Here is a 24811-nt window from a genome sequence, read left to right as displayed (position 1 = left end):
CGAAGACCATCATGGCAAATGAACCTGCAAGCAATATCGGACTTTTCGAGCAGCACTTCGAAACGGCGGCGCTGAACGCGGGCGGACCTTCCTGGCTGACCGGACTGCGCCAGGAAGCGCTGGACAAGGTGCGCGAATTGGGACTTCCCTCCACCCGGAAGGAAGAATGGAAGTTTACCAACCTCCCCCGTTCGCTGCGCGAATTGGACCTTCATCATCGTGGCAAGACCACCCCCCAGGTCAATCTGGATCAGGTCCCGTCGCTCCTGCCCGAAGACAAGGCCCGCTACCGCCTGGCCTTCCTTAACGGCTGCTTGTCCGAAACACACAGCCGGCTCGATGACCTGCCCGAAGGCGTGACCTTTGCCCCGCTTTCCCACGTCATGGCCGAACGGCCCGAGTGGCTGGAAACCGAATTGGGACACGAACTGCGCCATCCCGAGCAAATCCAGAGCGCCTTGAACACGGCGCTTTTCGAGGAAGGCATGGTCCTGCACCTGCGTGCCGGCGTCCAGTTGGAACAGCCGGTTGAGCTGCTTTTCCTGGACGGCCTGGAAGATCAGGCCATCGCTCATCACCCGCGTATTCTCGTGATCCTGGAGCAGGACAGCCAGGCCCGCCTGGTCGAGTATCACGGCGGACCCGGAACGAATGCAGGCCTGCTGAATGCCTTGTGGGACGTGCGCCTGGGCCAGAATGCTGAGTTGACGCAGGTTCGTGTCCTGGAAAACGGTCCTGAGATGCGCCACCTGACCACGGTCCATGCCGAACTGGACAGCAAGGCACGCTACCGCAGCTTCAGCCTGACGACGGGCGCAGCCCTTTCGCGGCACGAACTCCACGTTCACCTGAATGGCGAGGAAGCTGAAGTAACCTTGAATGGGGCCTACCTGCTGCGCGGCAATCAGCACGGCGACACCACCAGTGTCATCCATCATCACGTCCCCCACACCACCAGTCGTGAAACCTACAAGGGGGCCCTGGACGACAAGGCCCGCGGTGTGTTCCAGGGACAGATCATCGTCGACAGGGACGCCCAGAAATCCGACGGCAAGATGCTGAACAAGACCCTGCTGTTATCCGAGAAGGCTGAAATCGACAGCAAGCCGGAACTGGAAATCTATGCCGATGACGTGCAGTGCGCCCATGGCGCCACTTCGGGCGAACTCGACAGCGATGCCCTGTTCTACATGCGCAGTCGCGGCATTTCGGAGAAGCGGGCCCGCAGTCTGCTGGTCGAATCCTTCGTCGCGGAAGCCATCGACGAACTGGATGACGACTCCCTGAAGCCGGCACTCCAGGAACGCTTGCGCAACTGGCTCGAACAGGTGGAGGTGCCGCAGGCATGACAAGCATGACTGAACCAAAGCCCCGTACGGCAGGGCACAATCAGCCACCTGCTCTGGACGTGGATCGCATCCGCAAGGATTTCCCGATCCTGGAACGCCAGGTCTATGGCCGCCCGCTGGTCTATCTGGACAATGCGGCCAGCGCACAGAAGCCGCGCCAGGTGATCCAAGCCATGACCGATGTCATGGAGGGCTGCTACTCCAACGTCCATCGTGGCGTTCACAAGCTGAGTCAGGAATCCACCGACCTCTACGAAGGCGCGCGGGGACGGATTGCCCAGTATATCAACGCAGCCTCATCTGACGAGATCGTGTTCACACGCGGCGCCACGGAAGCCATCAACCTGGTGGCAAGTGGCCTGGGCCAGGGCATGCTCCAACCCGGGGACGAGGTCGTGATCTCCTGGCTGGAGCATCATTCCAACATCGTGCCTTGGCAGCTTCTGCGCGACCGCTTGGGAATCGAGTTGAAGGTCGTCCCAATCGATGAGCAGGGCAACTTCCTCTACGAGGACTTCCTGGCACTGCTGGGCCCCAAGACGAAACTTGTCGCTGTTACCCATATCTCCAATGCGCTGGGCACGATCACCCCGATTGCTGACATCATTGCCGCTGCGCACGAGAAGGATATTCCAGTCCTGGTGGATGGCTGCCAGGCCGTGCCGCACATGAAGGTGGACGTGCAGGCACTGGGCGCCGATTTCTATACCTTTTCGGGCCACAAGCTCTATGGCCCCACCGGAATTGGTGTGCTCTATGGGCGCAAGGACCTTCTGAACCGCCTGCCCCCCTATCAGGGCGGTGGGGAAATGATCTCGTCCGTAACCTTCGAGCGCAGCACCTTCAAGTCCGCACCGCACCGCTTCGAGGCGGGGACACCGGCCATTGTCGAGGCTATCGGCCTCGGCGCCGCCGTGGATTACATGAACGCCCTGGATTTCCAGGCCATAACAGCCCACGAGCAGGACCTGCTCAGTTATGCGGAAACCCGCCTGTCGGAGATCGAGGGACTGACCATTCTGGGCCAGGCCGAACACAAGGCCGCCATTGTTTCCTTCACCATGGACGGCGCCCACCCTCATGACATCGGCACCATTGTCGATCGGGCGGGCGTCGCCATAAGAGCCGGGCATCACTGTGCACAGCCCATCATGGACCGCTACGGCGTTGCTGCGACCGTGCGCGCCTCTTTTGGCCTCTACAACACGCGCGCAGAGGTCGACAAGCTGACGGATGCGCTGCACCAGGTTAAGGAGCTTTTCGGCTGAATGTTGGACGAACTGCGCGACCTCTATCAGGAGGTCATACTCGATCATGGAAAGAACCCGCGTAACTTCCGCCACCCGGAAGATGCCAATCGCACGGCACACGGTTTCAATCCCATGTGCGGGGACACCCTTTTCGTCTACCTGAAGGTGGACGAAAAGGGTGTGATCCAGGACTGTTCCTTCATGGGCAAGGGCTGTGCGATCTCGACGGCATCCGCCTCACTGATGACGGAGATCCTGAAGGGCAAGAAGGAAGACGAAGCACGCACGCTTTTCGAACGCTTCCACCAGCTCTGTACCGAGGATCCTTCGGCTGAAGAGAGCGAGGACGACGACATGGAGCGTCTGGAAGTGCTGTCCGGTGTAAGGGAATTTCCCGTGCGGGTGAAGTGCGCCACACTGGCCTGGCACACGATGTCAGCCGCCTTGGACGGTCAGGAGGAGGTGACGACAGAATGAGCAATGAAGATCGCAAGCCGGAACGCCCCGTATTCGACCCGGCCCTGGACATGGAGGGCATGCCGGCTGCCCCGCATTACAACCCCTATCTCTGGGCCGGCGGCATGTCTCCGGAGGCCGAGGAAGGCACCACGGCCTACGCCGGCGAGCCCAAGCCCGCGGATGTCCCATTGGCAACTGAGGACCAGATCGTCGAGGCGCTCCGCGAAGTCTTCGATCCCGAAATCCCGGTCAACATCTATGACCTGGGCCTGATCTACGACATGAAGATTCAGGAAAATGGGGATGTGAATATAACGATGACGCTGACGGCCCCCGCCTGCCCCGTCGCCGGGCAGATGCCCGGGGAAGTCGCCCAGAAGGCTGCCAGCGTCAAGGGAGCCGGCGAAGTCACCGTGGTCCTGACCTGGGATCCCCCTTGGGACAAGGATCGCATGAGCGAAGATGCTCGGCTGGCGCTGGGTATCTTTTGAATCACTGACTCTTCTATCAAAGGCCCTGCAACGCTATATTGATGGGTGACGCTTTGACAGGAGGATGGAGCAAGAACTGATGGGCCCTCTTCTCACACTGACGGATCGCGCTGCTGACCGCGTAAAGAACCTGATCAGCAAGAGTCCCGAGGAAGGCGTCCTGGGGCTGCGTGTTGGCGTGAACACACGTGGTTGTTCCGGTCTCAGCTACTTCGTGGAGTATGCCCGCGAACAGAAGAAGTTCGAGGATGTCGTCGAGGACAAGGGTGTGAAGATCTTTGTCGATCCCACCTCGACCATGTTCCTGATCGGCAGTGAAATGGATTATGTCGAGGACAAGCTGGAATCAGGCTTTACCTTCACGAACCCCAACGAAAAGGCTCGTTGCGGCTGCGGAGAAAGCTTCAGCGTATAGGGCGGGTTGCGAAGCTTAGGCGCTCAAGCTTTTCTAGCAGGCAGTCGGCGCACGGCCAAGACGAACCAGGCCAGGCTGGCCAGTTCAATGAGTATCGCGATCCCAAAGGTAATGCGATAGGCCGAGGCAGGATAGCCATCGGCTCCGGTTGGCGTGGCAAGTTCGATCAGGCCGCCCATTGCGTACTGCATCACGAAGGCCGCAATGAATACCAACATGTTGACGGAGGTGTTCACACGACCTGACATCTCCAGGGAAAAGGCCTGTGCAAGCCTGGGATAGACCAGCACCGTCATGTTCGAGGTGAAGCCGAACAGCACCCAGGGCCAGATCTCGCTTGTCACAAGGCCGGACACGATCAAGGCCTGGACCGCAATGAAGAGAATTGCGCCGAAACCCGTCAGCCGGTCCAGCGAAAACCCCATTCTTTGAAGCCGGTCAGCCGCAACCCCTGTAAAGACGAACCCGGCCGTCAGCGCCAGAGCCATTGCCATCAGCACAGTCGCCACCCCTGTGCTGTCCAGCCCCCCTACATCAGCCAGCCAGGGCCCGGCCCAAAGGCCGTGAATGGAAAAGCCCACACCCTGGACGGCAATGCACAGCGGAGCTGCTGCCCAGAAAACCCGGCTTGAATAGATATCAACGACACCTTCCCATTGCCCCCTGAAAGATGCGCGGGAACGCCCAACCTCCTGGCGCTCCGGCACCACCAGGAATATGAGCGCCGAAACGACAATCGTGGCCGCCGCCAGCCCCAGGAAAAGGCCACGCCAATCCGTGATCGATAGCAGGGCTTCGACGGGTCCCGTGGCTGCCACGGCCCCAAGACCGCCTGTTGCGAGAAAGCAGCCGTTTACAAGTGGCCAACGTTCCGAGGGAAACCACATTGTTATGGCTTTCAGCGATGCCATCAGGCAGCCGGAAACGCCCAGCCCGATCAATGCGCGGCCAACCGAGAGCTCGAAAAGGGTCGTCCCGATCGAGAAGATGAATGCCCCCATGGCAGCCGCCAACAGCAGGACGGTCTGCACCCGCCGGGGCCCGAAGCGGTCCAGCAACAGTCCGAGTGGCATCTGGAAAGCGGCAAAAGCCAGGAAATAGAACGCGGTCAGAAGACCAAGATCGGAAGCATCGAGGGGCAGATCCGCGATGATGCGACCGGAGATGACCGCATTGACTGTGCGGTAGAGATAGGAAAGGAAATACCCACCAGCAAAGGGAAGGACCACCACCAGGACGACCTTCCATATGGAATAACCTGCCGATTGGTTCCGGTTGTTGTCGGCCTGTGTTGCCATTACCTGCTTTCTGACCCTGTTGGAAGCCCGCGCAAGCTAGGGCCAGTGACCGGTCAGGGCAAGCAATTGAAGTTCACAAGGGCGCCTCCGCCGTTCGACAGCCTGCCGCCACACACCACACTCGAGGAGACACCAAGATGGAGCCTGATAACCAGGAAACGATGATCCGGGATATCCTGAAGACCACGCAGACGATCGCCATGGTTGGAGCAAGCTCGAAACCGGACCGCCCCTCTCATGACGTCATGGCCTTCCTGCAATCGAAGGGATACCGCGTCATACCGGTCAATCCATCCGTGGCCGGCCAGACAATCCTGGGGGAAAGGGTTTACGCCGCCCTGTCCGAAATTCCGGGAAGTTTCGATATGGTCGATATATTCCGCAATTCCGAAGCGGCCGGCGATGTCGTGAAGGAGGCCCTCCCCCTGGCGCAGGACAAGAACCTGAAAACGATCTGGATGCAGTTGGGCGTCAGGAACGACGATGCGGCGGAACAGGCGGCCTCGGGAGGACTTCAGGTCATCATGAACCGCTGTCCAAAGATCGAGTATGCGCGCCTGACGGCAGAGCTTCGCTGAAGCTGTTTCTCTGCAAGACTATCAATCGGGGGCCTTGGTTTCCTCGACAATCCAGTCGAGGAATTTCTGGTTTCCCCCTTCCATCGGCAAGGCCACAACGCAGGGGCACTCGTAATCGTGATTGCGGACTATGAAATCAGTTGCTTCAGTAACAAGTTCCTTCCGCGTCTTGGCAATCATCACGGCTTCACTGTCTTCCTGTATCTGGCCCTCCCAACGGAAGATGGGGGTCATGCTCCCAAAAACATTGGCACAGGCCGCCAAACGCGCCTCGACCAGTTTTCGGCCCAGTGCACGTGCGGCCGTTTCATCGGAAAAGGTGATATAGAGAAGTGCACACTGCATTGCCCTTGCCCTTTTGAGCCCTGAAATCAGGTATCCTTGACGTCGCTGTCTTCCCAGGCGCGATAGTGGTCGATCAAGGGAGCCGCCGAGGATATATCCTTGCCCTGCTTTCCAGCCACATCGATGAGCTCCTGTGTCGAGCGCTTCTCGTAACGGGCCTCAGCCAGGGCCCAAAGGAGCGTGCTGCGCGCACCGGACCGGCAGTGAACAAGTAGGGGACGTGGCGCCTCCTCCATGGCTTCACGGAAGCGGGCCACCTTTTCCGGCGTCAGTGTCTCCTGCGTTACCGGGATGAAATAATATTCAAGACCGGCTTCGCGCGCAGCCTGTTCCGTCGCCTGGTAGGCAGGCTGTCCAGCCTCTTCGTTATCCGGTCGATTGTTGATGATCGTGCGGAATCCAGCTTCCGCCAGTTCGGGTACATCCCTATCCGTAATCTGGCCTGCCGTATGGATGCCGTTTTCGAGTTCAGTGGTCTGCACCATTGAGATTACCTTGCCTTCGGTTCTGTTAAGTGACTGACAAGTAATGCCTGATCTGAAAGCAGACAAGCCCGGCAGGTGTGTCACCTGCCGGGCTTTTTGAATGGTCGGAGCGGCGGGATTTGAACCCACGACCCCCAGTCCCCCAGACTGGTGCGCTACCAGACTGCGCTACGCTCCGATACGTGCCTTCACCGCCTGCACGGGCATAGTGCGACAAAGGTCATCAAGGGCCTTCTGTATAGCTAGCCAGCGAGGCTGTGACAAGCACAGCGACCTGGAAAAACGGGCTGGAATACCTAGTTTTCCTTGAGCAACCGGGACAGATCCTGCAGCTCGCCAAGGATGTCGCGCAAGGCTTGATCCTTTTCCGGCTTCAATCCTCCACTAGCCACCTGACCAGCCACAGTTGCCCCGGACGGCGCACCATTCTCCAGGGCTGCCACACCGCCTTCACGCAAAAGCTTCTGGACACCGCGAATCGTGAATCCTTCCTGGTAGAGAAGATCTCTTATGCCACGCAGGAGCTCGATATCCTCCGGGCGATAGTAGCGGCGTCCGCCACCACGCTTCATCGGACGAACTTGCGTAAACTTTGTTTCCCAGAACCGCAGGACGTGCTGTGGAACGTTCAGTTCTTCAGAAACCTCACTGATCGTTCGGAATGCTGCTGCTGATTTTCCGTCCTGCCGGGCCGTCACCATGCGCGAAGTGCCTTTATGTTCCGGGGAAACTTATCGCATCAACCGCCTTTGTTGATTCGGTTTTTCAGAACGTGAGAGGCTCGAAAGGTCAAGACTCGGCGTGGAAGAATCGGAACTTCCTCTCCCGTCTTCGGATTCCGTCCGACACGCTGGCCTTTCTGACGTACGGAAAAGGTCCCGAATGAAGAGATCTTGACCATTTCACCCTTCACCAGGGTATCCGACATCTCCTGAAGCACCATCTCCACGAGGTCCATGGACTCATTCCGTGAAAGGCCGACTTCCTGATAAACCGCCTCACCGAGATCGGCGCGTGTGACCGTACCTTCCGCCATGACTGCCTCCAATCCAGACTTTTCAAAAGGTTATCCCAGCCATTTATAGCGGTCAATCACCCTGAACGGCAGGTCTGTGAGAAAAAAGAGTTACCAGCGTAACAAAGCGGAGCCCCAGGTGAACCCACCCCCCATGGCATCCATCAGAATCAGGTCACCCTTGCTGATCCGTCCATCTTCAACAGCTTCACAAAGTGCCAGGGGAATGGAGGCCGCTGAGGTGTTCGCATGCCGGTCAACAGAGACAACCACCCTCTCGGTCGGCAAGCCAAGGCGCTTTGCCATGGACTCGATGATACGCACGTTGGCCTGATGCGGAACCAACCAGTCGATATCTGAATCCTTTAGGCCATTTTCTTCAAGTGCGGCATCAACTGCTTCCGACATCCGGACAACGGCATGTCGGAACACTTCGCGCCCCTGCATGCGCAGATGGCCGACGGTGCCCGTGGAGGAAGGCCCCCCGTCCACGTAGAGGGCGTCATGATGCTGTCCATCCGAATAGATATGTGTGGACAGAATTCCCGGTTCGTCTGCCTCACCTGTGGCCGGCCGGGATTGCAACAACAAGGCCCCCGCCCCATCGCCGAACAAGACGCATGTGCCGCGGTCGGTCCAGTCCAGGATACGGCTGAAGGTTTCCGCTCCTATGACCAGGACATTCTTGGCCATACCAGTACGTATGAAGTTATCGGCAACCGCCAGGGCATAGACGAAGCCGCTGCAAACAGCTTGCACATCGAAGGCAGCCCCCTGCCGGATTCCCAGCCGATACTGCACCCGTGTCGCCGTAGCCGGAAAAGTCTCATCCGGCGTGGAGGTGGCGCAAATGATCAGGTCAATCTCGGCTGCTGAAACGTCAGCGTTTTCCATGGCCTTGCGTGCAGCCTCCACGGCAAGGTCCGACGTCATTTCACCATCAGCCGCAACGTGTCGCTGGGCGATGCCGGTTCTATCCCGGATCCAGCTGTCCGTGGTATCCAGTGTCTTTTCAAGATCGGCATTGGTGACGACCCGGCTCGGAAGATAGGATCCGCCGCCGATAGCATGTGAGCGAAATTGCATCAGATTGCAGCCGCCTGTGCCGGTTCGCCAGAAGAGGAATTCTCGACGGCCTTGAAGTCACGCCCCATGGTTTCCAGAACACCGTTGCGCGCAAGGTCGACAGCTACGCCTATGGCATGCGCGAAGCCCAGAGCATCGGTTCCGCCATGGCTCTTTACCGTAATCCCGTTCAATCCAAGGAATACGGCCCCATTGTAGCGACGTGGGTCGACACGCTTGAGCAACTTGCGCATGGCCGGCCGGGCCAAGAGATAGCCAAGGCTGGCCAACAGGGAGCTTCGGAAGGTGCGGCGCAGGAATTCGGTATAGAGCTTGGCCGTACCTTCAGCCGTCTTCAGGGCAACATTTCCAGTGAAGCCATCGGTGACGACCACATCAACGGTGCCCTTGGCAATATCATCGCCCTCGACAAATCCATGGAAGCGGCCGGGCAGTTCCAGGCCGCTCAGTTCCTGCCGGGCTTCGTGGAGGGTTTCGTGCCCTTTCAACTCCTCGGACCCGACATTGAGCAGCCCGTAGGTCGGCTCCTTAATCCCGAGAACCGAGCGCGCAAAGGCATTGCCCATGACAGTGAACTGGACAAGGTTGCGGGCATCGCATTGCACGTTCGCGCCCAGATCCAGCATGACCGATTCCCCACGCAGGGTAGGAAAGAATGACGCGATTGCAGGACGGTCCACGCCCGGCAAGGTTTTCAGAACGAACTTGGCCATGGCCATCAAGGCGCCTGTATTGCCAGCGGAAATAGCTGCCTTTGCAGCACCTTCCTTTACGGAATCCAGCGCCAAGCGCATGGATGACGACTTGCGATTGCGCAAGGCGACAGATGGCTTGTCATCAGACGACACAGCCTCGTCCGTATGCACGATACGCGACACCGCCTTCAGCTTCTTCATGCGCTCAAGAAGCGGGCTGATTTCCGACTCACGGCCAAAAAATATGAAATCGACCTGGGGATGGCGGGTGCGCGCAATATCAGCGCCACGCACAACCATTGCCGGAGCATGGTCGCCGCCCATCGCATCCAGTGCCAGCGTCAGACGCTCACTCACAAGCAGATTCCTGAAAACAACCGCAACAGCAAAGCCGCCGCCGAAGCGTCAGTATTCGCTCTTGGGTTCGAGAATCTGACGCCCGCGATACTTGCCCGTCTTCAGGTCGATGTGGTGCGGACGACGCAGCTCACCGCTTTCCTGATCCTCGACATAAGCCGGTGCATTCAGGGTGTGGTGCGACCGGCGCATATCCCGGCGCGACTTGGAGATTTTCTTCTTAGGTACTGCCATGACACTCTCTCGTTTACAAATGCACCCGCTGTTGCGCGGCGTGCCGATTTACATTCCAAGATAGCACTTCGCAAAAGGCGCGCCACTAACTAACGCCTGCAAAGGCTTTACTCTAGCGATTTTTCTTGAGGTCCTTCAATTTACTGAACGGCGAAGCCTTCTCCTCGGCTTCCGCCTCAACTTCCGCACTTCCCCACTGGCCCTGTTCCAACTCAACCCCTGGCTTGCGTGGATAGGGTGGAAGACTGATCGCCATTTGCTGAGCCAGAAATTCGCCAAGATCAATCATGTTTCCGTTCAGTGGCTCTCTATCCTCCACAGGATCAAAAGCGAGTTCGTCCGCCGAACCGCCTTGTGGCACCTCCTGTTCATCCTCCGAAAGCAGGTCGAAATCCTGAAAGACCTCTTCCTCGATTTCGGTTTCGATCGGCTCCAGGCTCACCACGCATTGCTGCACGACACCGGCCTTGATTGTGCCGGACAGATGCAAGCCGCGGCCGGCCTTCACCTTCTTCAGCCTCAGTGTCCCTTGCAGGTGATCGAGCGACAACAGCTCGAAACGCTCTGCCAGGGCCCTTCGTTCCTCTGTCCCGGCCGATAACTCCTGAATCACCTCCCTGGCACCCAATTCGGACAGCTTGAAAGGCCTGGAGAATTCAGTTTCCGGAATCTGGCTCATGGGTCAACCGGGGTCACAGTGGAGCTAACCTCAGAATGTGAGGTTCTGCCCTTCTCAAAGGAAGTCGAGAACCTATGCAAACAGCCCTGACAGGTCAATCCTTGTCTCTAATTACTTCAGGATCAAGGAACTTGATTCTACCTGCCAGTACATTTGGTGTCTCCTGATCCGCAAAAAAAGCGTCGAGGCGATAAAGATAATCCATCATGGCTGTGAGGGTTGCCTCCTTCGGCTCAACTTCACAGGTTGCATAGAGGTTACGCAGCAAAGCATCTTTCAGCTCCTGTGCTTCATTCTCCGCATCCAATGCCGCCTCGTAGGCCTTGATCCGCCCATAGAACGCCTCGCCCACACGTTTGAGCCGCGGCCCGACAGACAGGTCGCCGATACCACTTTCACGGAGGCTCTGGTCCATATCGTACACAAAGAAATCGAACAGGCCTTGGGACATATCGCGCGCCTCATCGCTCTCTGCACGTTTCAGGCGTCGTATGACCAGACCCAGATGGATCAACAAAAGCTCGAAACGTCCTTCCGTACTGTCCGGAACGGCATAATCCGTGTAGAATTCCGGTTTACGCGACTGCAGCATGATGGATTCGTAAAGCGACCTGGCAACGCTTTCTCTGGGCTCACCGGAAAACAAACGACGAAACAAGGAATATTCCTCACAGCTGGCGGTACAGGATGAACAGACTTGAAATGCCCGCTTATCCGGCGTTAATCAAGCACAGGCAATGTCGGGCCATGCCGGCAGGATGATTGGGATCCATGAACATGATGGTTAGAACGACGCCCCTCCCCGCGACTGCAAAAGTCGGAAAACGCACAATCCTGTCACTGGCCGTGGCAGGCGTATTGATGGCTGGTGCCTGTTCACCGCGCATCGACGTTCACGGCAACCTGCCGGAGGAAGACACGATTTCCGAAATCCGTCCGGGGCAAAGCAGCCGCACGCAGGTCGTGAACCTGTTGGGCTCGCCGTCAACGATTTCGACCTTCCAGGACGACGTCTGGTATTATATCGGGCAACGCAACGAACAGCTCGCCTTCTTCAAACCGGAAGCGCTGGAGCGCAAGGTTCTGAAAGTTCAGTTCGGAACCAACGATATCGTTTCCGACACACAGCTCTATACCTTGGCCGAAGGGCAGGAAATCGACTTGGTGGAGCGTGAGACCCCCACCGAAGGCCAGGACATCACCATCCTGCAGCAGCTGCTGGGCAACATCGGACGTTTCAATGTTGACGACCAGAGCGGCCGGGGCAACACCGGCCCAACCACCGGCACACCTGGCGCGCCTGGCGGCAGTGGCAGTGACAGCGGCGGAGTCTTCTGACGCCCACAATCGACAGCAGGGCCATTGCAAAAGCAAAAAGGGAGCCGGGATTGATCCCCGGCTCCCTTTTCTTGTGCCAACCGGCTGTTTCCGGTCAGGTTGATCCTGTACTTCAGGCTGCCAACACGGCCAGCAGCAGCAGGGCCACAACGTTGGCGATCTTGATCATCGGATTGATGGCCGGACCGGCGGTGTCCTTGTAGGGGTCGCCAACCGTATCCCCGGTCACGGCCGCCTTGTGTGCCTCGGATCCCTTGCCGCCATGGTGTCCGTCTTCGATGTATTTCTTGGCATTATCCCAGGCACCGCCTCCCGCGGTCATCGAAATGGCCACGAACAGCCCGGTGACGATTATGCCAAGAAGCATCGCACCGACAGATGAGAGGGCGGCCGACTTTCCTGCAATGGCATAGATGATCAGGTAAAGCACGATAGGCGACAGCACCGGCAGCATCGAAGGCACCACCATTTCCTTGATGGCCGCCTTGGTCAGCATATCCACACAGTTGCGATACTCAGGCTTGCCGCTGCCATCCATGATGCCCTTGACCTCGCGGAACTGTCGGCGGACCTCCTCCACGACGGCAGCCCCGGCACGGCCAACCGCCATCATGCCCATCGATGCAAACAGGAAGGGCAGGAGCCCGCCCATAAACAGGCCGATCACTACCCATGGATTGGACAGGGCGAAGTTCACCTCGACTCCCGCAAAGAAGGGATACTCGGTTGAGTTGGCGGCGAAATAGCTGAGGTCCTCGGTATAGGCTGTGAACAGCACAAGAGCGCCCAGTCCCGCCGAGCCGATGGCATAGCCCTTGGTTACCGCCTTTGTGGTGTTCCCCACGGCATCCAGAGCGTCCGTGGTGTTACGCACCTCTTCCTCCAGGTCCGCCATTTCCGCGATCCCGCCGGCGTTGTCCGTAACAGGACCATAGGCATCGAGGGCCACGACCATGCCCGCGAGCGCCAGCATCGTCGTCACGGCAATGGCAATGCCGAACAAGCCGGCCAGCAGGTAAGTGCAGATGATACCAGCCACGATGATCAGGGCGGGTATGGCGGTCGCTTCCATGGAAACGGCCAGTCCCTGGATGACATTGGTCGCATGCCCGCTTTCCGAAGCCTTGGCAATGGAGCGTACAGGCCGATACTCGGTGCCCGTGTAATATTCGGTCACCCATATAATCAGCCCGGTCACCACCAGGCCCACGATGCCGCAAAGATAGAGACTCCAGCCGGTAAAGCTCTTGCCTGCAACCTCGAAAGTCTCACCCAGCCCGATCACCCAGGCGGTAACGGGCAGAAGTAGTATGAGCGATATGACAGAACAGGCCAGAAAGCCCTTGTATAGGGCCCACATGATGTTGGTGCTGTTGCTGCCCAACTTTACGAAGAAGGTCCCGATCACCGAGCCAATGATGCATGTGGCTCCAATGGCCAGGGGATAGATGAACATGCCGGTTTCGGCCCCAAAATAGATCGAGGCAAGCACCATGGTTGCCACCACGGTCACGGCATAGGTTTCGAACAGGTCCGCCGCCATGCCGGCGCAGTCGCCCACGTTGTCGCCCACGTTGTCGGCAATCACGGCAGGATTGCGCGGGTCATCCTCGGGAATTCCGGCTTCGACCTTCCCAACCAGGTCGGCGCCCACATCGGCGCCCTTGGTAAAGATGCCGCCGCCCAGGCGGGCGAAGATAGATATCAGCGACGCTCCGAAGCCCAGGGCCACCAGACCGTCGATCATACCGCGGCCCTCAAAGCCCATGAGCAGCAGGACCACGTAGTAGCCAGCGACAGCCAGCAGGGCCAGGCCAGCCACAAGCATGCCCGTGACCGCCCCCGACTTGAAGGAGACCTCCAGGCCCCGTGCAAGGCCATGGCGCGCAGCCTCCGTGGTCCGTACGTTGGCGCGGACCGAGACGTGCATCCCGATATAGCCGGCAGCAGCCGAGAGCAGCGCGCCAATCAGGAACCCGATACCTACCTCGATCGAAAGGATCAAAGAGATGATGACGAAGATGACAAGTCCCACAATCCCGATCGTACGGTATTGACGGTTCAGGTAGGCACTTGCCCCCTCCTGGATAGCTGCGGCAATCTCCTGCATCCGTTCACTGCCGGGACTGGCTGTCAGCACAGAGCGCGACGCCCAGACACCGTAGGCAACGGCAAGAAGGCCACAAAGCAAAACGAAGGCCAGCACGAGAGTCATGATGTTATTTTCCCCCAATTCCCTGATTTCAAACTGCTGTTACCCCCAGCAGGTTCCGGATTTCCCGGTATTTTGAAGTTGCGCTGAAACGATGACAGAAACCTGATAGACGTGCAACAAAGCTTGCCAAAGTAAAAAGGCGCGGCCAATGCCGCGCCTTTTTCTTGGCATTTTATTAGGTAAAACGCTATCCTGCTCGTACTTTCTCAACGAAACTGTCAACTTCACCTCGCAAAGTATCAGCTTGACTGGAAAGTTCGGCAGCAGCCGTCAGGACCTGGTTGGCGGCGGCCCCCGTCTGCTGGGCATCCGCGCTGACCTCCTCGATGTTCTGATTGACCTTCTGCGTACCGTCGGAAACGCGGTTCATTGTGTTGGCAATTTCGTCGGTTGCCGCCCCCTGCTCTTCGACGGCAGCAGAAATGGACGTCGAGATTTCGTTCATCTCGGAAATCACGTTCGAGATCCCCTGGATCATGGAAACCGTATCCTCGGTGGCGTTCTGGATACCCGAGATCTGCTGGGAAATTTCCTCGGTTGCCTTGGCGGTCTGGTTGGCCAGGTTCTTCACCTCGCTGGCCACCACGGCAAAGCCCTTGCCGGCCTCGCCGGCCCGCGCCGCCTCGATGGTGGCGTTCAGCGCCAGCAGGTTCGTCTGCTCGGCAATGTCCTGGATCAACTTCACCACATCGCCGATCTTCTGCGCCGCTTCGGACAGGCCGGCAACCTGGGTGTTGCTGGCCTCAGCACTCTCGGACGCCTTGGAGGAGATCTCGTTGGAGCGTGCAACCTGTCGTCCGATTTCTGCGATGGAGCCTGCCAGTTCCTGGGCCGCGGAGGCGGCTGTCTGCACATCCGAAGAGGCTTCCTGGGAGGCGGAGGCAACCGTTTGAACCCGGTCCCCCGTCTGCTTGGCATTGTCGCTCATTGAGCCTGCCGTGCCCTCCATCTCCTTGGCGGAACTGGACACGGAATCGACCACCGACTTCACGCTGCTTTCGAATGACCCTGCCAATTCCATCATTTCCTGACGCCGGCGTTGAGTCTGCTCGGTACGCTCCTCTTCCCGTCGTTTCCGTTCTTCGGCAGCTTCGGACAGGTTGTCGCGGAAGACGGTAAGAGCGTTCGCCATATCGGCAATCTCATCTCGTCCTCCAGAGGGAACATCGGCTGTCAGGTCACCCTCCGATATCTCCTTCATGGAATGCGACAGACGGCTGATGCGATCGACAAGATTACGCCCCACGTAAAGCCAGGCGATCAGAACCGAAATGACTACGCTGGCAACAGCGATCCCCGCCAGCCACAGCTTGCTCGTCTCGATGGCGTTCTGGACGGAGGCTGTACCTGCCTCGAGGCCGGACTCAACTTCGGTGATGACGGTGCTGACACCATCGCGCAAACCAGCCACAGCACTATCGACCTCATTGGCAGCGGTGGTCGCAAGAAAGCGCGCCTTGCTCTGATCCCTGCGCTCAGCAAAAAGGCTTTCCTCTCCCTCCCCGAGGGAAACCAGTGCAGCAAAGGCTTCCGGAAGTTCTGTATCCTCGTAATCCGCCAGGGCTTCCTTGGCTCTCTCCTTGGATGTTCCAAAAGTCTCTTCCAGCCTGTCAACGTCCCTGGTATTTCCAGCTGCGGACACACGGGTCAGAACCCCCAGCATGAGGTTCGCTTCCGCCTCGACCCGCATGAGGCTGAAGAGGGACCCGACATCGTTCTGTATCAGTTCAGACAGTGCGTTGGTATTATTGTTCGTTGCTACGTCCGCACCATCCAGAATTTGGCTATAAACCTTGGAAACGACTGGCCCCATCTCACCAAGAAATGAACTGTTGAGATTTACCACTTCATCAAGCCGCTCTTGCAGAGCGCGCGTATACCGCGAGCGCGAATAGGCTGGCGCTTCAAGCAACTCCTTCTGCGCCTGGAATACACTTTCATCGCTACTTCCAAGTGCTGCGTAGTCATCTACGGCTGCTGCCAGGGCCTCATTTTCAAGCTGATCGTTAAGACTGCGAACCTTTCCATCGAAACTTGCAAGCCGGGTGATGAATTCCATCTCCATCTCGCCCAACTTCGATTCGTCTTCCACGTTGGGCACCTGAGACAGTATCGAGGTAAGATGGCTGGCATCGATCAGTGCATCGAGTGCATTACGCAATAACCCCACCTGGCGGCGCACGAGAGAACGAATGGTATCTCCCGCAGCCAGGGTCGTCTCCTGCACAGCCATCTTGAAGCTCAATTGTGCGGAATCGAGCGTGTCGCGCACCTGCTGCAAGAGAACTTCATGCTTTTCAGCAGCTTCTTCCTCCATGCCATCGATGTTCTGGCCATGTGACAAGGCCTGGCTCACTCGGTCATCGAGGCTGTTCATGGCAGTAGCCAGGGTATCCACCTCCTGGCTCAGCTGTTCGAGCGACTCGCTATTGACACCATGGCCCTTGAGCTCGTCCATCCGCGAACGGATAGCTTCGACACGCTGTTCAATCTGCTGGGTCAGCTCCTCTCGGGCCGTCTCATTCGAGGTTCGGGCCAGCAGCGGCGCGTCCGAGGCCAACTGCAGAGCATCCCCCCGAAGCCGAAGGGAGGCATTCATGGCCGGCACGTCACGCTCTGTCGCCCGGCCATAGGCCTGTTCGACATTGGTATAGGAATACCAGGCAACTCCACTGGCCAACAGGGTCAGTGCGACAACCCCACCAAAAGCACAATAAAGACGGGGACGTATTCCGATCCGCTTCAGGCCGGAAAAGCGACCGGCAATTCCTCCCGAAGCCGCACCTGTCTCGAAGGCTTCATCGTTCTGCTCCTGAACAGAAGACTCATCTGCGGCAAGATCATGTGCTTGGGTTTGGGACGTCTTGGCAGCGCGTTTCTTGCTGAAGGGCCAGAGTGTCATGGCTTGTTCCAACTTTCGTTCAACACAAGTAAGAATTATTCTTCCTGTGTCGCACGAAAGTCTTGAAGACCGGTTAATGACGTTGTCTTTCCAGCCAAGAGCCGTGGGACACGACAACCCTGCGTGAAATCAGTCCACAATCCCGGTTCCCAAGGGTCGGCGAGAGATCTCCTTGATCAGGACGTCACGGAGTTCACCGTCATCAAAGCTGTCTTCTATGGCCACCTGCAGTCTTTTCTTGAGGAAGGGCAATTCGTTGCTTTCCTCGCGAATTTGGCGATAAGCCATCAGACCATGCAGTTGCGAGAGCATGGCATCAACCAACTGAGGCATCTTCTCCTTGGCCTCATCCAAGCTTGATGAACCCGCCAACTCCAGTTCCACCTGCAGCTGGATTTGCTCAACCGCGACTCCTTCCTCGATCACAGGTACGACAAGCGGGGGAACCTGAAGATACTGGGACATGACCGGTTCGGGTTCTGAGCTTTCCTTCTGCCCGGGCAAACCGAACTGCCAGTACCCGACAGCACCGGCAGCCAGCAAGAGCAGGAACAGAAAGATCAGGATGACGCGCTTCACAACGAATCCAGTTCAGGACAATCGCCGCCTATTGAAAGCGGCCACACGATAATGCCAGAGGCGTACAAGTCTGCGCCGTCCTTCTTAACAGCCGCTTTACAGCGTTCCCGGATAGGCGCCACCATCCAGAACGAGATTCTGCCCCGTGATGTAGCCTGCACGAACCGAGCAGAAGAACGCACAGGCCTCACCGAATTCCTCGGGATTGCCAAAACGTCCTGTCGGGTTGGATTTCATACGCGCTTCACGCACCTCCTCGACGGACTTGCCGCTTCGCTCGGCAGCGGCCTCGAAGTTCGAGCGCAGTCTGTCTGTCTCGAAAGGCCCGGGCAGAAGGTTGTTGATTGTGACATTGCGATGCGCGACCTGCCGCGCCAGCCCGGCGACAAAACCGGTCAGCCCCGCGCGCGCGCCATTGGACAGACCCAGGGCCTGGATGGGGGCTTTCACCGCGGCCGAGGTAATGTTGACAATTCGCCCGAAGCCATTGTCCATCATTGGATCAATGGTCGCCTTGATCATCTCGATGGGCGCCAGCATGTTGGCATCAAGCGCAGCAATCCAGTCATCCCGGGACCAGTCACGAAAATCTCCCGGAGGCGGCCCTCCCGCATTGTTCACCAGAATATCCGGCTTTGCGCAGGCATTGAGCGCCTTCCGCCTGCCTTCTTCGGTCGTGATGTCGCAAGCGACAGTCTGAACGTCCACGCCATGGTTAGTGCGTAACGCGGCTGCCGTCGCCTCAAGGGGCTCTGAAGTGCGTGCGACAATTGTCAGGGACACACCTTCCGCCGCCAGCGATTCAGCGCAGGCGCGTCCCAGCCCTCGACTGGCTGCGCAAACAAGTGCCCTGCGTCCTGAAATACCAAGATTCATCCTTCTGTCTCCTCAGTTCGCTCAAATTCCAGATGGGGTTCAGCCACGGATCGTTCCTGACGGTCCAGGTCATGCAATACCGCACGCGCCAAGGGAAGACGAACCTCGCGTCTTTCCTCAAGCGCACGCGTGTCCATTTCGGAAACGATTCGGCTGGCGGCTGCGTAGGAACGCTCCATACGCATAATCAGAAACTCGATAACCCCCTTACCAGGCAAGAGCTGGCGGTCGGAAAAGAGCTTGACCAGAAGCGCTTGCATCAGGGCATCGTCCGGCATGGCCAGTTCCACGGGAACGGCTGTTGCCAGACGAGAGCGCAGGTCGGGCATTTCCAGGGGCCATCGCATCGGCAGGCTGCGCCCCACCAGCAACAGGTGTCCAGCTTGCTGATTGAGGCGATTGTAGATGTGGAAGAGATTCTCCTCGCCCACTGGATCCCCCGCCAGCCTGTCGGCTTCATCAATCAGGCAATGCTGGGTATTGTTGTCCGGCAGAGACGGCAAGGTCTGCAGGAGTTCCGCGCCCTGCAATGCAACTGCGCAGCTACGTGCACGCCAGACCTGGGCCAGATGGCTCTTGCCGCTGCCAGCGGGCCCTGCCAGGGCCAAGCTTGGCGCCGGCCATTCCGGCCAGCGGTCAATCCATTCCACAGCCGCCCGGTTTCCCTTTGACACCAGGAAGTCTTCGCGCCCCAGTGCCGGGCGTGGCTCTATCTCCAGTGTCAATTGCCTCATGATCTGTCCTCGATGGACTCCGGATCGCTTTCCTGCGGCAGTTTTCGATAGAGCGAGCTGTCGAGATAGCGTTTAAGGCCATAGCGTATGAGTACGCCCAGAACCGCAGCCACCGGCAGTGCCAACATGACGCCGGTAAAACCGAACAGGGCACCACCCGCCAGGAAGGCGAAAATTGCCAGAACCGGGTGCAGGCCGACGCGGTCCCCCACCAGCATGGGCGTCAGGAAGTTCCCTTCCGCAACCTGGCCAATGCCGTAAACAGCCGCAACCATGAGCACCGGCAGCAAAGAATCGAACTGCAGGAGGGCCACCCCCACCGACAGCACAAAGCCGGTCAAGGCGCCGACGAAAGGAATGAATGACAGGAATCCCGATATTATCCCGACCACGAGGCCACTCTGCAGACCGATCAATGTCAGTGCGATCGAGTAGAATGTCGCAAGGATAACGCAGACCATCAGCACGCCGCGAACCCAGGCTGCCAGGATATCGTCCGCTTCCCCGGCAAGCTGGCGTATGGTCGGCGCTTGCCTGCGCGGCAACCAGCTGTCGATACGCTGGACGAGCTTGTCCCAGTCACGCAGCAGGAAGAACGAGACGATGGGTGTCAGGAACAGCAGGCTCAGCAGATTGATCAAGGCCATGCCACCAGACCAGATTCCGCTGAGTGTGGTCCACAGCATGTCGGTCAGTTGACCGGACGATTCACGCGCTCGCTGGATCATGTCTTCCCAGAAGGAGTCGTCCAGGCGTTCGCTTAGGACCTTGACCATTTCCTGAAGGCTGGAGAGATATTTAGGTACCTGTGCGATGAAATCCGACAGCTGAATGACAGCCGTTGGTACGATCAACCCCAGCAGCAGCAGCACGACCAGCGAAAAGCATATGGCAACGATGGTGGTCGCAAGCGTGCGCGAACAGCCCCGCTCTTCCAGGCGATCACAAAAGGGGTCCAGGAAATAGGCTATGGCCATTCCGGCCACGAACGGCAGCAGAATGGCACTGAGGTAATAGATCAGGACCAGGGTGAGGAGAAGGGCACCCCCCCAGAACAGCAAGGCCTTCTGATTCTTCACCGCAATCCCTCCTGTCCCATGACCTTGCGCCCCCAGATCACGATATAGGCAACGCCAGAAACGAAACTTGTAAGCCCAACTATGGCAACCAGAACGTCCTCAACGATATTGCCTACTTCCAGTGACAATCCCAGCTTGGCCATGACCAGCGCTACCAGAAGAATCTGGACCACAGTATTGAGCTTGCTGACAAACAAGGGGCGCATTTTCAGATCATTCGTCAGGTGATGATACAGAAAAGCGCCCCCCATGATTAGAATATCACGCGACACCACCAGGATGACGAGCCAGATTGCAACCTGCCCCAGGAAGCCAAGCGTGACAAAGATGGCAACCAGCAAGACCTTGTCGGCCAGGGGATCCAGATAGGCACCCAGTCGGGTTGTCAGCTGCCACCGCCTGGCTATGAAACCGTCCAGGGCGTCGGAGACCCCGGCGGCGACGAACAGCCAGAAAGCGGGAGTATAGGCCCCTTCAAGCATGAGCAGAACAATGACCGGTACAGCGAATAGCCGGACCAGCGAGATAAGGTTGGGCAGCCAGACAAGCCGTTTACGCCGGTCCAATGCGACACTCTGCCTTACTCTCCATCGAAGGAGGCGCTATCCCTGGAGGCACCTTCGTTGTTCACGATCCGCCATTGCGGCTGCTGCAGGCGACGCATCGCTTCCCGCCCCGATGGCGCGGTCTGTTCGTCTTCCAGCTGTTGGGCGTTCTTGGGCTCAAGCCTCAGGTTCTCGCGTCCCAGCGCCCGGGAAAGCTGTTCCGTCCCACCGAAAAAGACGACGCGAACGACCCCCCCATTGCGGGAAATGCGCTCCACATCATACTGCAGCACCGCAGAGGTCGACCCCAGGCTGCGCTGCATGCGCGCCCAATCATCAAGACTGTTCACGGAAACCTCAGCAAGCAGGGATTCCTGCTCATCGAACCTGAGAATGTTCTCTTCCTTCCAGATATCATTCATAGCGGACGAAATCTGTTCGGCTGCGCGACCAAGCGCTTGTTCCAGTCCCTCGCCTTCGCGCCGTGAAACGGAATCTACGGGAATGTCACGCGTCTCGCCTTGCTCGTACCACTGTGCATTCAACTGGATCAGCGAGCCGCTTTCCCGTGCCACGGCAACAAGCACGCTATCTGTGCCGTTGTTCTGGGCAATCCTGTCCAGGGCCTCGCGGTTTCCGGAACGTGCCTCCTGGGCGGAAATCGTGGACATGGCCGAGGCATCGCCAAGCGGCGTATTGAAGGGAACGAGTCCGCGACCGCTGTGGTTCGCCCAAGCCTGAAGCCAGGGATTGTCGTCACGCCAAAGCGTTACATCCTGCCCACGTTCAAAGACCGGAAGAACAATGATCGCTTCACTTCGCTGCTCCGCAAAAGGCACCTGCTTCTCGCGAAGCAACTGACGGACTGCCTGGGGACGAAAGCTGACGGTCAGGCTGGCAATATAACTGTTGCTGGTTGTCTTCTCGTCGGAGACCCTCAGGTCCTCGACAAGGCTCGAGACTTCCGACGCACCAAGCGAGGGCACCTGGTTACGCGCCGAACTGGGAACCAGGCGATCCCAGAGCCGCGAAAGCGCACGGCTTTCCCCCAACGCGATGGCCGCTTCACGGGCCTCCACGGCATTTGAAGCCTCGACGTCAACGTCTATGCCACTAATCCTGTAAAGATCGTTGGCTTTTGGCTGACCGGCAAGCGCAATCCCCATGACGAGGACGGCACTCAGAGCGACTGTTAGAGAGCGAAACGACATTGCATGGCCCTTTGGAATGCTTATGCTCGCCCCGTCCGTTGATGGCCGTCGGGACATGATGAAAGTCATACTTCAAGACGGCGTCCGATACAAATGCGGGGACAGGAATGACAGGGCGTAGTTACAAGGCCGCAGGCGTGGATATTGATGCGGGTAACAGGCTGGTGGATTCCATCAAGCCGCTTGCGGCCAGGACTTCCAGGCCCGGTGCACTTGGCGGCCTTGGCGGCTTTGGCGCGGTCTTTGACCTGAAGGCAGCTGGCTTCACAGACCCCTTGCTGGTTTCCACAACGGACGGTGTCGGTACAAAGCTGAAAGTGGCCATTGCCGCGGGCAAGCATGGCACCATCGGCATCGACCTGGTTGCCATGTGCGTCAACGACCTGGTCGTACAGGGTGCCGAACCGCTTTTCTTTCTGGACTATTACGCAACCGGTCATCTGGACCCTGAAACGGGCCGGCAGATTATTGCAGGAATTGCGGAGGGGTGCCATCAGGCCGGCTGCTCCCTGGTTGGTGGCGAGACGGCTGAAATGCCGGGCATGTATGCCGATGGCGATTATGATCTCGCCGGGTTTTGCGTGGGGGGCGTGGAGCGTTCCGCACTGATTACCGGCGACACCGTTCAGGAAGGTGACCTCCTGCTGGGTTTTTCGTCCAGCGGCTTGCACTCGAACGGTTTTTCGCTTGTCCGCAAGATCGTTTCAGACCTGGGGCTCGACTACGAGAGCGCAGCACCTTTTGACACAGACAGGACACTGGCCGACGCCCTGCTGTCCCCCACCCGGATCTATGTCCAGAGCTGCCTGGCCACCCTTGCAACCGGTGGCGTTAAGGCAATGGCCCACATTACGGGCGGGGGACTGGTCGACAACCTGCCGAGAGTCATGCCGGCCGGCCTAGCCGCCCGGATCGATACCGCATCCTGGAAACGCCCGCCTGAGTTCGACTGGCTTTCCCGAGAGGGCCAGGTCGAGGAAGCGGACCTCTATCGCACCTTCAACTGCGGCATTGGCATGGTTGTTTTGGCTGACCCTGGCTTGGCTGACGTTGTTGCCGAAGTCGCCCGCCAGAAAGGAGAAGAGGTCACCCTGCTGGGTTCCGTCACTGCGCGAGGTGATGGCCCGGCGGTGCGGCTGGACTGACACAATGACCTCAGCATCTCGAAAAAAGCTGCGGGCTGCCGTGATGGTTTCCGGACGCGGTAGCAATCTGCAGGCCTTACTGGACGCAGCAAGTGCACCGGACTACCCGGCCTCGATAGATCTGGTTGTCTCGAATGTCCCCAACGTCCAGGCATTGGAACGCGCCGAAAAGGCAGGCATCCGGACCGAAGTCGTTCCTCATCGCGATTTCGACAGCCGGGAAACCTTTGAACGGGAGATTTCCGCCGTTCTCGAAAGCGCATCACCAGATCTTATCTGCCAGGCAGGCTTCATGCGCATCCTGACTCCCTGGTTCATCGAACGCTGGGATGCACAGCTGATCAACATACACCCCTCCCTGCTGCCCGCATTTCCAGGCTTGAAGACGCATGAGCGAGCCCTGGAAGCAGGCGTCCGTCTTCATGGCTGCACCGTGCACCTTGTTCATACCGAGGTGGACAGCGGCCCCATCCTTGGTCAGGCCGCCGTTCCGGTCATGCCCGATGACGATGCAAACAGCCTGGCAGAGCGTGTGCTTCAGGCGGAACACCTGCTCTATCCGACCTGCCTGAAGCTGATTGGCGAGGGGAAGATCCAGATCGGATCAGACGACGCACGTCTGGCCGCCAATCTTTGCGACGGCACCCAGGTTCTGCTCAATCCGGACGCGGTTTAGCTTGTATGGTGCTGTGTTTTTTCCTAGATAGTCGCGCGGAAAGAAACAGTCATCAGCGCCGAACCACTCTGTCAGGGGGAAGAAGATGAACGAAGACCGCATGTTGCAGGACCACAAGTCGACTTATTCAGGTTTTCTCAAGTTTGCCTCTGTTGGCTCTGCCATCGTGGCCATCGTGCTGATCCTGATGGGATTATTCCTGGCCTAAGACAAGAAAGGCGGGACCCAGTCCCGCCTTTTTTTTGCAGCTGCCTGAGCAGCTCAGCCGACAATTTCCTCATCCTTGAAGAAGAAGGAAATCTCCTGCTTGGCCGTCTCCGGGGAATCGGAACCATGAACCGAATTTGCTTCGATGTTTTCGGCAAAGTCGGCACGAATGGTTCCTTCCGCCGCCTCGGCAGGGTTGGTCGCCCCCATGACTTCCCGGTTCTTGGCGATGGCATCATCGCCTTCCAGAACCTGGACAACGACAGGCCCTGAGGTCATGAAGGAAACAAGGTCATTGAAGAAAGGGCGTTCCTTGTGCACTGCATAGAAGCCCTCGGCCTGATCCTTGCTCAACTTGATGCGCTTTTGAGCCACCACGCGCAGACCTGCCGATTCCAGACGGTCGATGATCTTCCCGGTGATGTTGCGCTGGGTCGCATCCGGCTTGATGATTGAAAGAGTGCGTTCCTTGGCCATGATCGTGTAAATCTCCTGCTGGCGTGAATGTCGCGCGCCTTATACTGGCCCAAAGCGGTAACGACAACCACGCCGGCCTGACCTTTGTAAA

General features: G+C 58.3%; 29 protein-coding genes and 1 tRNA gene. 10 read left to right on the top strand and 20 right to left on the bottom strand.

Annotated elements, in window-relative coordinates; all coding sequences use genetic code 11:
• Positions 1 to 11: 11 nt before the first annotated feature.
• From sufD to BP38_RS0106935, 5 genes are all read left to right on the top strand, one after another.
• Entirely contained in the window at positions 12 to 1349 is a 1338-nt protein-coding gene (sufD, locus tag BP38_RS19485) for a Fe-S cluster assembly protein SufD (RefSeq protein ID WP_051609077.1), read from the top strand.
• Complete coding sequence (locus tag BP38_RS0106950; protein WP_437123992.1) at positions 1346 to 2617, top strand: aminotransferase class V-fold PLP-dependent enzyme; 1272 nt, start codon at positions 1346 to 1348, stop codon at positions 2615 to 2617. Before sufD ends, BP38_RS0106950 begins: the two co-directional genes overlap by 4 nt.
• Positions 2618 to 3076, top strand: coding sequence for a Fe-S cluster assembly sulfur transfer protein SufU (gene sufU / locus BP38_RS0106945; RefSeq protein ID WP_026987133.1), 459 nt, complete (start codon positions 2618 to 2620; stop codon positions 3074 to 3076). It begins immediately after the preceding gene.
• Complete coding sequence (locus tag BP38_RS0106940; protein ID WP_245602357.1) at positions 3073 to 3549, top strand: SUF system Fe-S cluster assembly protein; 477 nt, start codon at positions 3073 to 3075, stop codon at positions 3547 to 3549. The genes sufU and BP38_RS0106940 overlap by 4 nt, the downstream gene beginning before the upstream one ends.
• 64 nt (positions 3550 to 3613) lie before the next feature.
• On the top strand, positions 3614 to 3964 hold the full coding sequence (locus BP38_RS0106935; protein WP_026987131.1) for a HesB/IscA family protein: 351 nt from the start codon (positions 3614 to 3616) through the stop codon (positions 3962 to 3964).
• A 23-nt stretch (positions 3965 to 3987) separates the two neighbouring features.
• On the opposite strand, the gene BP38_RS0106930 is transcribed toward BP38_RS0106935, so the two are convergent.
• Positions 3988 to 5262 (bottom strand): MFS transporter, encoded by a 1275-nt coding sequence (locus BP38_RS0106930; protein WP_081816514.1) that lies wholly within the window; start codon positions 5260 to 5262, stop codon positions 3988 to 3990.
• 137 nt (positions 5263 to 5399) lie between these two features.
• Here BP38_RS0106930 and BP38_RS0106925 point away from each other — a divergent pair, with 137 nt between their 5' ends.
• Positions 5400 to 5840, top strand: coding sequence for a CoA-binding protein (locus tag BP38_RS0106925; RefSeq protein WP_026987129.1), 441 nt, complete (start codon positions 5400 to 5402; stop codon positions 5838 to 5840).
• Positions 5841 to 5861: 21 nt separating this feature from the next.
• Here the strand turns inward: BP38_RS0106925 and cutA are convergent, their stop codons facing one another.
• From cutA to BP38_RS0106875, 10 genes are all read right to left on the bottom strand, one after another.
• Positions 5862 to 6185, bottom strand: a complete 324-nt coding sequence (cutA, locus tag BP38_RS0106920; RefSeq protein WP_026987128.1) for a divalent-cation tolerance protein CutA — start codon at positions 6183 to 6185, stop codon at positions 5862 to 5864.
• 26 nt (positions 6186 to 6211) lie between these two features.
• The gene (locus BP38_RS19480; RefSeq protein WP_051609075.1) at positions 6212 to 6670 is read right to left on the bottom strand and encodes a protein tyrosine phosphatase family protein; all 459 of its coding nucleotides are present in this window, start codon (positions 6668 to 6670) and stop codon (positions 6212 to 6214) included.
• A 101-nt stretch (positions 6671 to 6771) separates the two neighbouring features.
• Positions 6772 to 6848, bottom strand: a tRNA-Pro gene (locus tag BP38_RS0106910).
• Between the two features lie 118 nt (positions 6849 to 6966).
• Positions 6967 to 7371, bottom strand: coding sequence for a MerR family transcriptional regulator (locus tag BP38_RS0106905; protein ID WP_026987127.1), 405 nt, complete (start codon positions 7369 to 7371; stop codon positions 6967 to 6969).
• Between the two features lie 38 nt (positions 7372 to 7409).
• Positions 7410 to 7706: an integration host factor subunit alpha gene (locus BP38_RS0106900; protein ID WP_022727444.1), complete on the bottom strand. Its 297-nt coding sequence runs from the start codon at positions 7704 to 7706 to the stop codon at positions 7410 to 7412.
• A 90-nt stretch (positions 7707 to 7796) separates the two neighbouring features.
• Complete coding sequence (locus tag BP38_RS0106895) at positions 7797 to 8771, bottom strand: beta-ketoacyl-ACP synthase III (RefSeq protein ID WP_026987126.1); 975 nt, start codon at positions 8769 to 8771, stop codon at positions 7797 to 7799.
• Positions 8771 to 9823, bottom strand: a complete 1053-nt coding sequence (gene plsX, locus BP38_RS0106890) for a phosphate acyltransferase PlsX (protein ID WP_026987125.1) — start codon at positions 9821 to 9823, stop codon at positions 8771 to 8773. The genes BP38_RS0106895 and plsX overlap by 1 nt, the downstream gene beginning before the upstream one ends.
• Positions 9824 to 9871: 48 nt before the next feature.
• The gene (rpmF, locus tag BP38_RS0106885; protein ID WP_026987124.1) at positions 9872 to 10057 is read right to left on the bottom strand and encodes a 50S ribosomal protein L32; all 186 of its coding nucleotides are present in this window, start codon (positions 10055 to 10057) and stop codon (positions 9872 to 9874) included.
• Between the two features lie 112 nt (positions 10058 to 10169).
• Entirely contained in the window at positions 10170 to 10736 is a 567-nt protein-coding gene (locus BP38_RS19475) for a YceD family protein (protein WP_051609074.1), read from the bottom strand.
• A 94-nt stretch (positions 10737 to 10830) separates the two neighbouring features.
• Entirely contained in the window at positions 10831 to 11394 is a 564-nt protein-coding gene (locus BP38_RS0106875) for a ubiquinol-cytochrome C chaperone family protein (RefSeq protein ID WP_155992259.1), read from the bottom strand.
• A 119-nt stretch (positions 11395 to 11513) separates the two neighbouring features.
• Between BP38_RS0106875 and BP38_RS19470 the strand changes: the two genes are divergently transcribed.
• Entirely contained in the window at positions 11514 to 12074 is a 561-nt protein-coding gene (locus BP38_RS19470; RefSeq protein ID WP_162175130.1) for an outer membrane protein assembly factor BamE, read from the top strand.
• Positions 12075 to 12186: 112 nt separating this feature from the next.
• On the opposite strand, the gene BP38_RS0106865 is transcribed toward BP38_RS19470, so the two are convergent.
• The 8 genes from BP38_RS0106865 to BP38_RS0106830 all read right to left on the bottom strand — a co-directional run bounded on the left by BP38_RS0106865 (position 12187) and on the right by BP38_RS0106830 (position 22215).
• A complete protein-coding gene (locus BP38_RS0106865) occupies positions 12187 to 14289 on the bottom strand; it encodes a sodium-translocating pyrophosphatase (protein ID WP_026987122.1) in 2103 nt (700 codons plus the stop codon).
• A gap of 187 nt (positions 14290 to 14476) precedes the next feature.
• Positions 14477 to 17191 (bottom strand): methyl-accepting chemotaxis protein, encoded by a 2715-nt coding sequence (locus BP38_RS0106860; protein ID WP_155992257.1) that lies wholly within the window; start codon positions 17189 to 17191, stop codon positions 14477 to 14479.
• 129 nt (positions 17192 to 17320) lie between these two features.
• Complete coding sequence (locus BP38_RS0106855) at positions 17321 to 17770, bottom strand: flagellar basal body-associated FliL family protein (protein ID WP_026987120.1); 450 nt, start codon at positions 17768 to 17770, stop codon at positions 17321 to 17323.
• A gap of 96 nt (positions 17771 to 17866) precedes the next feature.
• Complete coding sequence (locus BP38_RS0106850; RefSeq protein WP_026987119.1) at positions 17867 to 18646, bottom strand: SDR family oxidoreductase; 780 nt, start codon at positions 18644 to 18646, stop codon at positions 17867 to 17869.
• Positions 18643 to 19380: a P-loop NTPase family protein gene (locus BP38_RS19465; protein WP_081816512.1), complete on the bottom strand. Its 738-nt coding sequence runs from the start codon at positions 19378 to 19380 to the stop codon at positions 18643 to 18645. The genes BP38_RS0106850 and BP38_RS19465 overlap by 4 nt, the downstream gene beginning before the upstream one ends.
• Positions 19377 to 20459 carry an AI-2E family transporter gene (locus BP38_RS19460; RefSeq protein WP_051609072.1) on the bottom strand — a complete coding sequence of 361 codons (1083 nt, stop codon included), beginning with the start codon at positions 20457 to 20459 and terminating at the stop codon, positions 19377 to 19379. The genes BP38_RS19465 and BP38_RS19460 overlap by 4 nt, the downstream gene beginning before the upstream one ends.
• Positions 20456 to 21025: a CDP-alcohol phosphatidyltransferase family protein gene (locus BP38_RS0106835; RefSeq protein WP_026987118.1), complete on the bottom strand. Its 570-nt coding sequence runs from the start codon at positions 21023 to 21025 to the stop codon at positions 20456 to 20458. Before BP38_RS0106835 ends, BP38_RS19460 begins: the two co-directional genes overlap by 4 nt.
• A gap of 14 nt (positions 21026 to 21039) precedes the next feature.
• Positions 21040 to 22215, bottom strand: coding sequence for a DUF2066 domain-containing protein (locus BP38_RS0106830; protein WP_026987117.1), 1176 nt, complete (start codon positions 22213 to 22215; stop codon positions 21040 to 21042).
• A 107-nt stretch (positions 22216 to 22322) separates the two neighbouring features.
• Here BP38_RS0106830 and purM point away from each other — a divergent pair, with 107 nt between their 5' ends.
• The 3 genes from purM to BP38_RS22150 all read left to right on the top strand — a co-directional run bounded on the left by purM (position 22323) and on the right by BP38_RS22150 (position 24244).
• Positions 22323 to 23360, top strand: coding sequence for a phosphoribosylformylglycinamidine cyclo-ligase (gene purM, locus BP38_RS0106825; protein WP_026987116.1), 1038 nt, complete (start codon positions 22323 to 22325; stop codon positions 23358 to 23360).
• Positions 23361 to 23364: 4 nt separating this feature from the next.
• Positions 23365 to 24036, top strand: coding sequence for a phosphoribosylglycinamide formyltransferase (gene purN / locus BP38_RS0106820; RefSeq protein WP_026987115.1), 672 nt, complete (start codon positions 23365 to 23367; stop codon positions 24034 to 24036).
• 85 nt (positions 24037 to 24121) lie between these two features.
• Positions 24122 to 24244, top strand: a complete 123-nt coding sequence (locus BP38_RS22150; protein WP_081816510.1) for an aa3-type cytochrome c oxidase subunit IV — start codon at positions 24122 to 24124, stop codon at positions 24242 to 24244.
• A 53-nt stretch (positions 24245 to 24297) separates the two neighbouring features.
• Here BP38_RS22150 and ndk read toward each other — a convergent pair whose 3' ends face one another.
• Entirely contained in the window at positions 24298 to 24720 is a 423-nt protein-coding gene (gene ndk / locus BP38_RS0106810; protein ID WP_026987114.1) for a nucleoside-diphosphate kinase, read from the bottom strand.
• Positions 24721 to 24811: the final 91 nt, after the last annotated feature.

The organism is Fodinicurvata fenggangensis DSM 21160 (assembly GCF_000686045.1).
Classification (GTDB): domain Bacteria; phylum Pseudomonadota; class Alphaproteobacteria; order Kiloniellales; family DSM-21159; genus Fodinicurvata; species Fodinicurvata fenggangensis.
The sequence above is the reverse complement of the archived record's forward strand: the minus strand, read 5'-3'. Positions and strand labels throughout refer to the sequence as shown.